General features: G+C 65.7%; 1 protein-coding gene (only partly in view). It reads right to left on the bottom strand.

Annotated features, from left to right (window positions below):
* Nucleotides 1-16,540, bottom strand: partial view of a non-ribosomal peptide synthetase gene (locus BLU37_RS19420; RefSeq protein WP_090207757.1) — the 5' portion only. The gene continues 6,161 nt to the left of window position 1, outside the view; only the first 16,540 of its 22,701 coding nucleotides appear in the window; it begins with the start codon at nt 16,538-16,540; its stop codon lies beyond the left edge, outside the window.

Raw genomic sequence — 16,540 nt, 5'->3', positions numbered from 1 at the left:
GATCGACCACCTGTTGCAAGGCCCCGCTAAAGGCTTGCAGATGGGCCTGGCTGTCAAAGGCCATTTGCGACTGCAACAGGTACGGATCGCCCTGCTCGGCACTCATGTGGTGATAGAGAATGCCTTCCTGCAGCGGCGCCAGCGGGTAGATATCCTGCACATTGGCTGCGCCACCGGGAATGGCGGCAACGATACGGTCGATGCTCGTCTGGTCCAGTTCCACCAGCGGCAGCAACTGTGGCGTGAGCTGCTGGCAACCGGGCGTGATCAGGTTGCGCGGTACTTCGACTTCCCGGCCACTGCCAATCGCCGCCGCAAGCGCCGCCAGGGTCGGCTGGCTGAACAGCACCCGCACATCGGCACTGAGACCGACCTGGCGCATGCGCTCGATCAGCGTCACCGCCAGCAGCGAATGCCCGCCCAGTTCGAAGAAGTGATCATGGCGACCGATCCGCTCGACCTTGAGCACCTCGCTCCAGATCTGTGCCAGGGCAATTTCCACGTTGCCTTGCGGGGCCTCGAATTCGCGGCTAAGCAGCGCAGTCTCGTCCGGCGCCGGCAGCGCCTTGCGATCCAGCTTGCCGTTGGCGGTCAGCGGCAGGACATCAAGCTGTACATAGGCCGACGGCACCATGTAGTCCGGCAACTGATCTTGCAGATGGTCGCGCAACACCTCGATGTCCAGCGTGACACCAGCCTCGCGGGCGGTGAACCAGGCCACCAGGCGCTTGTCACCCGGCGCAACCTCTCGCACCAGCACCGCCACATCGCGGACCTGCGGATGGCCGCCCAGGCGGGTCTCGATCTCGCCCAGCTCGATGCGGAAACCACGGATCTTCACCTGGTTATCGTTGCGCCCCAGGTATTCCAGGTTACCGTCAGCGCGCCAGCGCACCAGGTCGCCACTGCGATACATCAGGCTGTGGGGACGTGGGTTGAACGGGTCGGCGAGGAACTTCTCGGCGCTCAGTTCGGGCTGGTTCAGGTAACCTTTGGCGACACCCGTACCGCCGATGTACAACTCACCGACCACCCCGACCGGTACCGGCTGCTGCCGGGCGTCGAGCACGTAGGCGCGGCTGTTGCCGATCGGACGACCAATCGCAATGCTGCCCCCCTCGACCCGGGTGATCTCGAAGGTGGTCGAGAACGTGGTGGCTTCGGTCGGCCCATAGCCGTTGAGCAGATGGCCTGGCGCACCTTGCGCCAGCACCCGCGCGATCACCGCCGGGTCGAGCACATCGCCACCGACGATCAGGTAACGCAGCCCACGGAAGGCTGCCAACAAGCCATCGGCATGCTGGTGGAACAGGCCGGCAGTCATCCACAACACACTGACCTGCTGCTCACGCAGCAACGCCGCCAGGGCTTCGCGGGACAACAGCACATCCTGCTCGACCACCACCGCACAACCGCCGTTGAGCAACGGCGCCCAGACTTCCAGGGTGCTGGCGTCGAAGGCCGGGTTGGAGGCGAACGCCACCCGGTCCTGCTCGTTGAAATCGGCATAACCGTTGTTGATCACCAACCGGCTGACCGCACGATGCGGTACCAGAACGCCCTTGGGCGTGCCCGTGGAACCGGAGGTGTACATGATGTAGGCCACCGACTCGGCGGACTGGCGCAGCCGTGGGTCATGGATCGGCTGGCCAGACAGGTCGAGACGGTCGAGGTCGACGCGATGCGCCGGGTAGCCGAGGGTTTCACTGCTGCGAGTGAGCAGCAACACCGCGCGGCTGTCCTGGATCATGAAGTCCTGGCGTTCGGCCGGCGCCTGGATGTCCAGAGGCACATAGACCGCCGCGCACTTGCTGATCGCCAGTTGGCCGACCAGCAGGTCCACCGAGCGCTCCAGCAGGATCGCCACATGATGACCCGGGCGCACGCCCCTCCCGATCAGGTAATGGGCCAGACGGTTGGCACGCCGGTTGAGGTCGCCATACCCGAGCACCTGCGAGCCATGGATGACCGCCGGAGCCTCCGGCCGGGCCAGGGCCCGGGCCTCGAACAGACTGTGCAGGGTCTGATCGATCGGGTAGGCACGTTCGGTGGCGTTGAAGCCTTGCAGCAGATGCTCGCGTTCGGCATCGGGCAGCATCGGCAGGTCGTGCAGCGCTGTCGTCGGTGCCTGCTCCAGCGCGCCGACCAGATGTTGCAAGGTCGTCTGCAGGTAGCCGCCAATGCGCTCCAGCCCCAATTCGGCCGGAGCCTGGATCGTGAACGAGAAACCTTCGCCCAGGTCATCGACGTTGAGCACCAGCGGGTAGTTGCTGCGCTCGCGCGCCTGCAGCAAGTGGATGCCATCCCAGGTGGCTGCCTGTTCGGCGGAGGCTTCGCCAGCGCTGCTGTGCCGGTAGTTGAACAGGCTGCTGAACAGCGGCAGCGAAGCCGGCACGCCACTGCAACGCTGGGCCAGAGCCAGCGAGGCATGCTCGTGGCCGAGCAGTTGCGACAGCCGACCATGGGTCGTGCGCAGTGCCTCACGAACCCCGACCGCACCGACACTGACCCGAAGCGGCAAGGTATTGATAAACATGCCCAAGGCCCGGTCGGCGCCCTCGCCGCCCTGCATCCGGCCCATCAGCACGGTGCCGAACACCACCTCATCACGCCCCGAAACCTGCCCCAGCACCTGGGCCCAGGCCAGGTGCAACAGGCTCGCGGCGCTCACCCCAAGCTGGCGGGACTGCTCGCGCAGACGTCGGCACAGCGCCGCGTCCAGCATCACCGGCAGTTCCTCGATATCGCGGCCGTCGCCACTGACCTCCTGCAAGCCGAAGGCCAGGGTCGGCTCGTCGATATCGCCGAGCATCTCGCCAAAGAACGCTTCGTGCTCCGCCTCGCTGGTCCCCAGACGGGTCTGCGCGACGTGGTTGCGATAAGGCACGGCGGCGCCCAGGCGCTCGACCTGGCCTTGCAGGCTGGCGCTCATTTCATGCACCAGCACATCGACAGCCGTGTGATCGAGCAGGATATGGTGGAACAGCAACACACCGAACCAGCGGTCCAGTTGTTCGTCGCGGGTATAGGCCAGGCGCAGCAACGGCGCCCGGGTCAGGTCCAGTCGATAGTGACGTGGGTCGAAACGCTGCTGCAATTGCTGCAAGGCAGCGCCTTCAAGCGGGTCGCCGTCGATCCGCTCCAGTGCCAGCGGCGCCTCCCGCCAAACCACCTGCACCGGCTCGCCGAGGCCTTCCCAGTGCACGCTGGTGCGCAGGATATCGTTGCGCTCGATCACCGCGTTGAGTGCCCGGACAAAGGCTTTGACTTGCGTCAGGCCGGCAAACTCGAACTGCGCCTGCATGACGTAGGGGTCGCCGGCGCTGGTCGCCAGGTGGTGATAGAGGATGCCCGCCTGCAAGGGTGCCAGGCCGTAGATATCCTGCACATTGGCCACGCCGCCGGGAATGCTTGCGACAATCCGGTCGATGCCCGCCTGGTCCAGTTCGGCCAGCGGCAGCATTTGCGGAGTGATCCGCGCACAATCGGCGCTGATGCGGTTGGCCGGTACCTGTACCTCGACCTGCCCGCCCACGGCGGCGGCCAGGGCCGCCAGGGTCGGCTGACCAAACAGTACCCGCACATCAGCGGCCAGGCCTTGCTGGCGCATGCGCTCGATCAGCTTGACCGCCAGCAGCGAATGCCCACCCAGTTCGAAGAAGTTGTCATCGCGACCGACCTGTTCGACCTTGAGCACCTCGCTCCAGATCTGCGCCAGGGCGGTTTCCACCGTGCCTTGCGGCGCCTGATAGACGCGGCTTGGCAAGGCCGCCTGGTCCGGCACCGGCAGCGCCTTGCGGTCCAGCTTGCCGTTGGGGCTCAGCGGCAGCGCCTCAAGGTGCACGAACAGCATCGGCACCATGTAATCCGGCAACTGCTCCAGCAGATGAGCGCGCAAGGCCTCGATCTCCTGGCGCTCGGTCGCCGTGTAGTAGGCCACCAGGCGTTTGTCGCCCGGTACGTCCTCACGAGCCACCACCACCGCTTCCTGCACCGCCGGGAAGGCGGTCAGGCGCGCCTGGATTTCACCCAGTTCGATCCGCAGGCCACGGATCTTCACCTGGTCATCGTTACGACCCAAGTACTCGATATTGCCGTCGGCCAGGTAGCGCGCAACGTCGCCGGTACGGTACATCCGCGCCTCGGCCTGCGAACTGAACGGATCCTTGAGGAAACGTTCGGCGGTCAGGTCCGGACGGTTCAGGTAACCACGCGCCACCTGCACACCACCGATGTACAGCTCACCGACCACGCCCAACGGCACCGGCTGCATCTGCCCATCGAGCAGGTACATCCGGGTGTTGGCGATCGGCTTGCCGATCGGCGTGTTGTCCGGGGTCTGCCCGATCGGGCCGGCGCAGTTCCATGCCGTCACGTCCACGGCCGCTTCGGTCGGGCCATACAGGTTGTACAACCCGGCCTGTGGCAACTGTGCCTTGAAGCGGCGTACCACGCTGCCCGGCAGTGCTTCACCGCTGCACATCACGCGTTTCACCGAACCGCACAACGAACTATCGCCATGGGCCAGGAACACGTCGAGCATCGATGGCACGAAGTGCAAGGTGCTGATCTGCTCGGCCTTGATCACTTCACTGAGATAGACCGGGTCCTTGTGCCCTTCCGGACGTGCCATCACCAGACGCGCGCCGGTGAACAGCGGCCAGAAGAACTCCCAGACCGACACGTCGAAGCTGAACGGGGTCTTTTGCAGCACCGCATCCGCAGGCGTCAGGCCGTATTCGTCCTGCATCCACAGCAGACGGTTGACCACCGCCGCGTGCTCGTTGATCACGCCCTTCGGCTGGCCGGTAGAGCCAGAGGTGTAGATCACGTAGGCGCTGTGCCGTGGGCTCAGGTCGGCAATCTGCGGATTGCCATCGGGCTGCTGCTTCCAGTCGGCCTGATCCAGATCGATCACCGGTACCACCAGCTCACCCAGCAAGTCGCGGGTGGCACCCTGTACCAGCACCGCCAGCGGCGCGCTGTCGGCCAGCATGTAGGCCAGGCGCTCCTGCGGATAAGCCGGATCCAGCGGCACATAGGCGCCGCCGGCCTTGAGGATCGCCAGCAGGCCGACGACCATTTCCAAGCCGCGCTCGACACAGATCGCCACGCGCTTGTCCGGCCCCACGCCCTGCTCACGCAGGTAATGGGCCAGTTGGTTGGCGCGGCGGTTCAACGCGTCGTAACTCAGGCGTTGTGTACCCGCCTGCACCGCCAGGGCCTGCGGCGCCTGCTGAACCCGCGCCTCGAACAAGCCGTGCAGGGTCTGCTCGAGGTTGTAATCGACCGACGTGGCATTCAGACCGTGCAGCAGTTGCTCACGCTCGAGTGCCCCCAGTACCGGCAAACGCTCCAGGGCCAGCTCCGGTTCGAACTCCAGCGCCTGCACCAGCGATTCCAGCGCCACCTGCATGTAGTCGCAGACCCGCTGCGCACCCACTTCGGCGACCTGGGCCACCAAGCGGAAGGCATCGCCCAGGTCGTCGACGTTCAGGCTCAGTGGGTAGTTGGTGCGTTCCTCACTGGTCAGCACCTCGATACCCTGCCAGGCCTGTCGAGCCTGGGCGTCACGTTCGCCCAGGTGACCATGGCGATAGTTGAGCATCGCGCTGAACAGCGGCAACGGCGCCGCCACCCCGCTGCAACGCTGGGCCAGGGCCAGCGAGGCATGCTCGTGGCCGAGCAGATCGGTCAACCGCGCATGGGTCGCCCTGACGCCGTCGCGCACCGAAGTGGCATCGATGTCGACCCGCAGTGGCAAGGTATTGATAAACATGCCCAGCGCCCGATCACTGCCCGCACCACCCTGCATGCGGCCCAGCAGTACGGTGCCGAAGACCACCGCCGACTTGCCGCAGGTGGCGGCAAGTACCCGCGCCCACGCCAGGTGGAACAGGCTCGCGGCGCTCACGCCGAGCAAGCGGGCCTGGGCCCGCAGGCGCAGGGTCAGTTCGGCGGGCAGGACCCGGCTGGTTTCCTCGATGGCGTGGCCATCACCCTGCACATCCCGCAGCCCGAACGGCAGGGTCGGTTCATCGATATCGCCCAACTGCTCGCGGAAGAACGCTTCGTGCTCCTGCTCGCTGACACCCAGGCGGGCCTGGGCCACGTAGTTGCGATAAGGCACGGCCTTGCCCAACGGTGCGTCCAGCCCGAGCAGGCCGGCCTGCAGCTCCTGGCTCAACACCTCCAGAGCGGTATGGTCCAGCACCAGGTGATGGAACAGCAGCACCGCCACCGTGCGCTGAGTCAGCGGGTCGTGGGCATGCACCAGACGGATCAGCGGCGCCCGGGTCAGGTCCAGGCGATAGTGACGGGCGTCGAAACGCGCCTGCAATTGCGCCAGGACCTCACCGTCCGCCGGATCGAGCGTGACGGCCTCGACCGTCAGTTGCGCGCGGCGCCAGACCACCTGCACCGGCTGGTCCAGGCCTTCCCAGAGAATACCGGTACGCAGGATATCGTGACGGTCGATCACCTGCTGCAGAGCGCCGGCGAAGTCCTCCAAGCGCTGCGGGTGATCAAAGGCCATCTGCGATTGCAGCAGGTACGGATCGCCCTGCCCGGCACTCAGGTGGTGGTAGAGAATACCTTCCTGCAACGGCGCCAACGGGTAGATATCCTGCACGTTGGCCGCGCCACCAGGCACGCTGGCGACGATCCGGTCGATACCGGCCTGGTCCAGCTCGATGAGTGGCAACAGTTGCGGGGTGATCTGTTGGCAGTCGGCTGGAATGCGGTTGTCCGGCACCGTTACCGCCCGCCCACCGCCCACTGCGGCAGCCAGCGCCGCCAGGCTTGGCTGGTTGAACAGCACGCGGATATCGGCACTCAGGCCGACCTGACGCATCCGCTCGATCAGGCTGACGGCCAATAGCGAATGGCCGCCCAATTCGAAGAAATGATCGTGACGACCGACCCGCTCGACCTTGAGCACCTCGGCCCAGATGCGAGCCAGGGTGGTCTCGATCTCGCCGACCGGAGCGGCGTACTCCCGGCAGGCCAACGCGGTCTGATCCGGTGCCGGCAGCGCCTTGCGATCCGGCTTGCCGTTGGGGCTCAGCGGGATGCTTTCCAGCTGCACGAACAGCGTGGGCAGCATGTATTCCGGCAGGTAGCCGAGCAGATGAGCCCGCAGTTCGTCGATGGACGGGGCTGCGCTGGCCGTGTAGTAGGCCACCAGGCGCTGATCGCCCGGCTCGTCCTCACGAACCATCACCACCGCATCCTTGAGCGCCGGATGCTCGGCCAGACGCGCCTGGACCTCGCCCAGTTCGATACGCAGACCACGCAGCTTGACCTGGTCGTCGTCACGCCCGAGGAACTCCAGGTTGCCATCGAGGCGGTAACGCACCCGGTCGCCGGTGCGATACAGCCGGTCACCGCTCACGAACGGGCTGTCGATAAAGCGCTCGGCGGTCAGCTCAGGCAGGCCGACATAACCACGGGCCACGCCGACGCCACCGATATGCAACTGGCCACTGACGCCCAGCGGTACCGGCTCGTCGCGGGCATCGAGAACATACAGGCGGGTGTTGTCGATGGGACGGCCGATCGGCAATTGTGCGGCCGGTACCGGCGCATCCGGTTCCAGCGTCCACACCGTGCTGTCCACCGTGGCTTCGGTCGGCCCGTAGACGTTGTGCAGCCGTACCCAGGGCAGCCGTACCCGCACCGCCTGGGCCAGGGCCGGCGTCAGGTCGCCGCCACCGCAGAACACATCCGTCAGGCTGCGGCACTCGCCCACCTCTGCCACGTCGAGGAACTGCTGCAACATCGCCGGCACGAACTGAATCACGCTGACCTGCTGTTCACGGACCTGCTGCACCAGATAGGCCGGATCACGATGGCCCTCCGGACGCGCCAGCACCAGACGCATGCCGCTGCTCAGCGGCCAGAACAGTTCCCAGACCGAAGCGTCGAAGCTGAACGGAGTCTTGTGCAGCAGCGCGTCCTGCGCAGCGTTGGCGCAAAGCCGGGAGCTCCACTGCACCAGATTGCACAGGCCACGGTGGGGGACCGCCACGCCCTTGGGCGTGCCGGTGGAGCCGGAGGTGTAGATCACATAGGCCAGGTCCGAGGCCTTTGCTGGCGACAGGTTGGTTGCCGGGCGGTCAGCCCAGACCGCGTCATCGAGATTGATCAGCGGCACCGCGACCGCCCCCAGGCGTTCAAGGGTCGCGTCCTCGGCCAACACGGCCAGTGGCGCGCTGTCCTTGAGCATGTAGGCGATCCGCTCCGGCGGATAACCGGGGTCGAGTGGCACATAGGCACCACCGGCCTTGAGGATCGCCAGCAGCCCCACCAGCATTTCCACACCGCGTTCGACGCAGATTGCCACCCGGACATCCGTTGCCACGCCCTGCTCGCGCAGATAATGGGCGAGGCCGTTGGCACGCTGGTTGAGTTCCCGATAGCTCAGTGCCTGGTCGTGTGCGACCAGTGCCACAGCCTCGGGCGTACGCGCGACCTGGGCTTCGAACAGCGCGTGGATCGCCTGGTCGGGCTCATGGTCGAGCACCTGGGCATTCAAGCCGAACAACAGGTGTTCACGCTCCTGGCCCGGCAGCACCACCAGGCGATCGAGTGCCCGGCCGGGCTCCTGCTCCAAGGCCTGGACCAGCGACACCAGCGCCTGCTCCATCAGCTCGCAGATACGTGATGCACCTACCGATGCCAGGGTCAGGGCGATCAGCCGGAAGCCTTCCCCCAGGTCGTTGACACTCAGGCTCAGCGGGTAGTTGGTACGGCCATCGCTGGCCAGGGCTTCGATCCCCTGCCAGGCCATCTGCGTTTCGCTGCCACTCTGGCGATAGTTGAGCATCGCACTGAACAACGGTGCTGGCGCCGCCACTGCACTGCAGCGCTGGGCCAGGGCCAGCGAGGCATGCTCGTGGCCCATCAGCGCGGTCAGCCGCGCATGGGTCGCCAGAACGCCGGCACGCGCCGGTGTGGCATCGATTTCGATCAGCAATGGCAGGGTATTGATGAACATCCCCAGCGCCCGGTCGGCACCCTGGCCGCCCTGCATGCGCCCGAGCAGCACCGTGCCGAACACGACCTTCTCGCGGCCGCTGGTGGCCGCCAGCACCTGGCCCCAGGCCAGATGGAACAGGCTCGCCGGCGTAACGCCGAGCCCACGGGCCGCGGCGCGCAGGCGGTGACTCAGATCATCCGGCAGCGGCCGGGCAACTTCCTCGATATCGCTGCCGTCGTTCTGCACGTCCTGCAAACCGAACGGCAGGGTCGGTTCGTCGATAGTCCCCAACATGTCGCGGAAGAACGCTTCATGCTCCTGCTCGCTGACGCCCAGGCGCGCCTGGGCCACATGATTGCGATAAGGCACCGGTTCGCTCAGTGCCGCGTCGTGACCGAGCAGGTTCGCCTGCATCTCCTGCAGCACCACCTTGAGTGCGGTATGGTCCAGCACCAGGTGGTGGAACAGCAAGGCTGCCACCGTACGCTGACGCGCCGGGTCGTAGCTGTGCACCAGACGGATCAGCGGTGCGCGAGTCAGGTCCAGGCGATAGTGGCGAGAGTCGAAACGCGTCTGCAACTGGTCCAGCACGTCGCCGTCAACCGGGTCGAGGGTCAGCGCCTGGACCACCAGTTCAGCGTGACGCCAGACTACCTGCACCGGCTGTTCAAGCCCCTCCCAGAGGAACGTGGTGCGCAGGATATCGTGACGTTCGATCACCTGTTGCAAGGCCCCGGCAAAGGCCTGCAGGCGCTCGATACTGTCGAAGGCCAGCCGCGACTGCAGGACATAGGGATCGCCCTGCTCGGCGCTGAGGTGGTGGTAGAGAATGCCTTCCTGCAACGGCGTCAGCGGATAGATATCCTGCACGTTGGCGGCACCGCCCGGCACGCTGGCAACGATGTGATCGATGCGCGCCTGGTCCAGTTCGACCAGTGACAGCAGATCCGGGGTGATGTGCTGGCAATCGGCAGGAATGCGGTTGGCTGGCACCTCGACGTCGCGCCCGGTACCGATGGCCGCAGCCAGGGCCGCCAGGGTCGGCTGGCTGAACAACGTCCGCACGTCGGCACTGAGGCCGGCCTGGCGCATGCGCTCGATCAGCGTCACCGCCAGCAGCGAGTGACCACCCAGCTCGAAGAAGTGGTCGTGGCGACCGACCTGCTCGACCTTGAGCAGGTCGGTCCAGATCTGCGCCAGGGTGGTTTCCACCGTGCCCTGCGGCGCTTCGTAGCCACGACTGAGCAACGCGCCGTGATCTGGCGCGGGCAGTGCCTTGCGGTCCAGCTTGCCATTGGCGGTCAGCGGTAACGCATCGAGTTGCACATAGGCCGAGGGCACCATGTAGTCCGGCAACTGCTCCTGCAGATAGTCGCGCAGGGCCTCGATATTCGGGACCTCGCCGACCTCGGCGCTGAACCAGGCCACCAGGCGCTTGTCGCCAGGGGCAACCTCACGCACCAACACCGCCACATCGCGGACCTGCGGGTGAAGCCCCAGGCGCGCTTCGATCTCGCCCAGTTCAATGCGGAAACCACGAATCTTCACCTGCTGGTCGTTACGCCCCAGGTACTCCAGGTTACCGTCGGCACGCCAGCGCACCAGGTCGCCGGTGCGATACATCAAACCGCCGACGAACGGATCGGCGATAAATTTCTCGGCGCTCAACTCAGGCTGGTTGAGATAACCCTTGGCGACACCGGCACCTGCAACATACAGCTCGCCGACCGCTCCCACCGGCACCGGCTGCTGACGGGTATCGAGCACGTAGGCGCGGCTGTTGCCGATCGGACGACCGATCGGAATGTTGCCGCCATCGACCGTGGTGATCTCGAAAGTCGTCGAGAAGGTCGTGGCTTCGGTCGGACCATAGCCATTGAGCAGGTGTTGCGGTGCGCCGTGTTCGAGCACCCGGGCAATCACCGCCGGGTCCAGCACGTCGCCGCCAACGATCAGATAGCGCAAGGCGCGCAAACTGTCCATCAGGCCATCGGCATGCTGATGGAACAAGCCGGCAGTCATCCACAATACGCTGACCGACTGCTCGCGCAGCAACGTCGCCAGCGCCTCGCGGGACAACAGCACCTCCTGTTCGACCACCACCACGCAGCCGCCATTGAGCAGCGGCGCCCAGACCTCCAGGGTGCTGGCATCGAAGGCCGGGTTGGAGGCGAACGCCACCCGGTCCTGTTCATTGAAATCGGCATAACCGTTATTGAGTACCAGACGCGCAACCGCACGATGCGGCACCAGCACGCCCTTGGGAGTGCCAGTCGAACCGGAGGTGTACATGATGTAGGCCAGCGACTCGGCCGACTGGAACAGGCCCGGATCATGCTCGGTCAGACTGTCCTCGACGAGCCTGTCGAGTTCGACCCGAGGCACTTCCTGTTCATCCGGCTGATCGCTGTGGGTCAGCAGCCACGAGGCCCGGCTGTCTTCGAGTATGAAGCGCTGGCGCTCGAGCGGCGCATTGATATCCAGCGGCACATAGACCGCCGCGCACTTGCTGATTGCCAGTTGGCTGATCAACAGGTCCGCCGAACGCTCCAACAGGATCGCCAGGCTATCGCCCGGCTGCACACCGAGGTTGAGCAGATGATGCGCCAGGCGGTTCGCCCGCCGGTTGAGTTCACCATAGCTGAGCACTTGCCCGCCATGCACCACCGCCGGGCTGTCCGGCTGGGCCGCGGCGCGGATTTCGAACAACCGGTGCAGGGGCTGTTGCGCCGGGTAGGCGCGCTGGGTGGCATTGAAGCCATGCAACACCTGTTGTCGTTCCGCCATCGGCAGAATCGACAGTTGCCCCAGGGCCAGCTCCGGGTTCTGCTCCAGCGCCTGCGCCAAGTGTTCCAGGGCGGCGCACAGGTAGTCGCCGAGCCGTTGGGCGCCCACCGACAGCGAGGCCAGCACCCGCAGTTCGAAGCCGACACCCAGGTCATCGACGCTCAGGGTCAGCGGGTAGTTGCTGCGCTCCTCGCCACCGATCGCGTGAATGCCCTCCCAGACCACCTGCCCCGCCTCCGAGTGCTCGGCGGCAGCGCTATGGCGATAGTTGAGCAAGGCGCTGAACAATGGCAACGAGGCATCGACCGCGCTGCAACGCTGCGCCAGTGCCAGGGAGGCATGCTCATGACCCAGCAGGGCGGTCAGCCGCGCATGGGTCGCCTTGACCCCGGCACGTACCGTGGTCTCGCCCACTTCGACCCGCAGCGGCAAGGTGTTGATGAACATCCCCAGGGCCCGATCGGCGCCCTCGCCGCCCTGCATGCGGCCCATCAGCACCGTACCGAACACCACGGTGTCCTTGCCGGACGTCGCCGCCAGCACCCGGGCCCAGGCCAGGTGCATCAGGCTCGCCACACTGACGCCGAGCTGGCGCGCCTGCTCGCGCAGACGCCGACTCAGCTCGTCGGCCAGCGGCAACAGCGCCGACTCGATATCCCGTCCGTCACCCTGCACATCACGCAGGCCGAACGGCAGGCTCGGCTCGTCGATATCCCCGAGCATCTCGCGGAAAAATGCCTCGTGCTCCTGCTCACTGGTGCCCAGCAAGGCCTGAGCCACGTAGTTGCGGTACGGCACCGCTGCCGCCAACTCCTCACCCTGCGCCGCGAGCAGGCTGCGTATCTCCTGCACCATCACCGCCAGCGCGGTGTGGTCCATCGCCAGGTGATGGAACATCAGCACCGCGACAATCCGCTGCTGCGTCGGATCTTGCGCATAAGCCAGTTGCATCAGCGGCGCCTGGCGGATATCCAGACGGTAGTGGCGGGCTTCGAAACGCTGCAGCAACTGATCGAGCACCTCACCGCTGGCCGGCTCGAAACGCTCCTCCCACAGCGGCAGTCCGGCCTGGCGCCAGACCACCTGAACCGGCCGTTCCAGGCCTTCCCAGAGCACGCTGGTACGCAGAATATCGTGACGCTGGATGACCTGTTGCAGTGCACCGGCAAAGGCCTGCAAACGCTCCAGTCCGTCAAAGGCCAGTTGTGCCTGCAACAGATAGGGATCGCCCTGCTCGGCGCTCATGTGATGGTAGAGAATACCTTCCTGCAGCGGTGCCAGCGGGTAGATGTCCTGCACATTGACCGCGCCACCGGGCACAGTGGCGACGATGCGGTCGATGCTCGCCTGGTCCAGATCGATCAGCGGCAGCAGGTCCGGGGTGAGGTGCTGGCAGTCGGCGGGGATACGGTTTTCCGGTACCCGGATTTCGCGACCACTGCCGATGGCCGCCGCCAGGGCGGCCAGGGTCGGCTGGCTGAACAACACCCGCACGTCGGTGTTGAGCCCGACCTGACGCATGCGCTCGATCAGAATCACCGCCGACAGCGAATGCCCGCCCAACTCGAAGAAATGGTCGTTTCGCCCTACCCGTTCGACCTTGAGCACCTGCGCCCAGATCGTGGCCAGGGCAACTTCCACAGCCCCTTGCGGCGCCTCGAATTCACGACTGAGCAGCGCCTCCTGGTCCGGCGCCGGCAGCGCCCGACGGTCCAGCTTGCCGTTGGCGGTCAGTGGCAACGCGTCGAGCTGCACGTAGGCCGACGGCACCATGTACTCCGGCAGGCGGCCATGCAGGTAGATGTTCAGCGCTTCGATAGCCAGCGCCTCGCTGGCCGTGAACCAGGCTACCAGACGCCCGTCGCGGACCAGCACCACCGCTTCGGTGATCACCTCATGGCTGCTCAGCGCCGCCTCGATTTCACCCGGTTCGATACGCACGCCGCGAATCTTCAACTGGTCGTCGTTACGGCCCAGATAGTCGAGATTGCCATCGGCCAACCAGCGCGCCTGGTCACCCGTGCGGTAAAGGCGTGCCTGCGGTTCGGCGCTGAACGGATCGTCGATAAAACGCTCGGCAGTCATTTCCGGACGGTTCAGGTAACCGCGTGCTACCCCGGCGCCACCGATGTACAACTCACCGGCCACGCCAACCGGGACCGGTTGCAGTTGCTCGTCCAGCAGGTAGACCTGGGCATTGGCAATCGGCTTGCCGATATGCAGCACCCGGCCGGCTTGCATTTGCCCGGAAGTCGCGACCACCGTGGCCTCGGTCGGCCCGTAGTTGTTGATCACCGCGAAACGCTGCGGCTGGTTGAACTGACGCAGACGGTCGCCGCCGATCAACAGGGTACGCAGGGTCGGGTGTTCGAGTTGCTGGGTGAAGACATGTTCAGCGATGGGGGTGGCCAGGAAGCAGACATCCAACGGCTGCTGTTGCCACCAGGCCAGCAAGCGATCGATCTCCTGATGACCGATATCCGCTGGCGGCAAGTGCAGGGTCGCGCCCACGCACAGCGCCGACCAGACTTCCCAGGCCATGGCGTCGAAACCGAAGCCGGCGACGCTGGAAGTGTGGTCGCCCGCCTTCAGATCGAACGCCGCGCTGTGCCAGTGCACCAGATTCTCCACGGTGCGGTGCTCGACCATCACGCCCTTGGGCAGGCCGGTGGAACCGGAGGTGTAGATGACGTAGGCCAGATTACTCGGTGTCAGGCTACCCGCTGCGGGATTGTCGATCGGCTGATCCTGCCAGGTGACCCGGTCCAGTTCCAGTACCGGAATCTCCAGTGTCGGCAGTTGCTTGCGCGACTCACTGTGCGTCAACAGCGCAACCGGCGCACTGTCCTCGAGCAGGTAAAGACGCCGTTCGCCGGGCAGCGCCGGGTCGACCGGCACATAGGCGGCACCGGCCTTGAGAATCGCCAGCAACCCCACCAGCATCCCCGGGCCGCGTTGCAGGCTGATGGCGACCCGATCATCGGGCTGTACACCCAGCGTGCGCAGATGATGGGCCAACTGGTTGGCCTGCTGATTGAGCTGGCGGTAACTGAGCGAGTCATCCCCCTGCAGCACCGCCAGGGTTTCGGGCGAGTGTTCGACCTGCGCCTCGAACAGACCGTGAACCGTCTGCCCCCGAGGGAAATCGACCGCGCTGGCATTGAACGTCACCAGCACCTGCTCACGCTCTGCAGCCGGCAGGATCGCCAGGCTGTGCAGCGCCGTTTCAGGAGCCTGTTCCAACGCCTGCTGCAACGCCTCCAGCGCGTTGCGCATCATTTCGCAGACCCGCAGCGCGCCCGCCGAGGCCAGCACGTGGGCGGTCAGGCGGAAATCCTCACCGAGGTCATCGATGCTCAGGCTCAACGGATAGTTGCTGCGCTCCTGGGCTCCCAGGACCTGAATACCTTCGGCCACCTCGATCACCTCGGCGGCATCGCCAGCGGCGCTATGACGGTAGTTGAGCATCGAACTGAACAGCGGCGTCGGCGCGCTGACCCCGCTGCAACGCTGGGCCAGGGCCAGTGACGCCTGCTCATGGTCGAGCAAGGCGGTCAGGCGTGCATGGGTGGCAAGCACCCCGGCACGTGCCCCCTGCCCATCCACATCGACCCGCAGCGGCAAGGTGTTGATGAACATGCCCAGGGCCCGCTCGGCACCCTCGCCGGCATCCATCCGGCCCAGCAGCACCGTACCGAAGACCACCGATGTGCGCCCGGACAGGCTGCTCAGTACCCGGGCCCAGGCCAGGTGCATCAGGCTCGCCGCACTGACCCCCAACTGCCGTGCCTGGCTGCGCAAGCGCAGGCTCAGGCGTGGGTCCAGGGTCAGCCGACCCTCTTCGATAGCGGGGCCGCCATCCGCCACTTCGCGCAGGCCGAAGGGCAAGGTCGGCTCGTCGATATCGCCGAGCATGCTGCGAAAGAAGGTTTCGTGTGCCGACTCGTCGAGGCTCATCCGCGCCCGTGCCAGGTAGTCGCGAAACGGCACCGCGGCCGGCACCTGGGCGCTCTGCCCGCGCAGGCAGGCGGCGATTTCCTGACGCACCACGTCCAGCGCGGTATGGTCCATGGCCATGTGATGGAACAGCAACAGTGCGACCACCCGCTGGTTGGCCTCATCGTTGGCAAACACCAGGCGCAGCAGCGGCGCCTGGCGCAGATCGAGGCGGTAGTGGCGGGCATCGTACAACTCGCGCAAGCGGCCCAGCACATCACCGTCAGTCCCCGCCAGGTGGTGCTCTTCGCACACCAGCGGCGCCTCGCGCCAGACCACCTGCAGCGGTTCGTCCAGGCTATCCCAGGCGATGGCGGTGCGCAGGATGTCATGACGGTCGATCACCCACTGCAGGGCCTGGATGAAGCTGTCCAGGCGCGCGCGGCTGTCGAAGGTGAACTGCGCCTGCAGCACGTAGGGATCACCCTGGGGGGCGGACAGGTGATGGTAGAGCATACCGTTCTGCAACGGCGCCAGCGGATAGATGTCCTGCAGGTTGGCCGGCCCACCCGGAACGGTCGCGACGATACGGTCGATGGCCTCCTGGTCCAGGGTCACCAGCGGCAGCATGTCCGGAGTGATACGGAAGGCCGGGCTGAGCCAGTCGCCGCCATGACTGGCCACCAGTTCAAGCAGTTGAGCCTTGTAGTGGCTCAGATGGTCCCACAGCGCATCGTCCAGCGCATCGTCGTCCCCCAGGATCACCAGATCGTCCTCTTCACGTTGAAGACGGATCGCATGGGTGGAAAGAACTGCCATCAATTCACTGAACTGCAT

The organism is Pseudomonas asplenii (assembly GCF_900105475.1).
GTDB classification, from domain to species: domain Bacteria; phylum Pseudomonadota; class Gammaproteobacteria; order Pseudomonadales; family Pseudomonadaceae; genus Aquipseudomonas; species Aquipseudomonas asplenii.
This window is presented reverse-complemented; position numbering and strand designations above follow the sequence as displayed.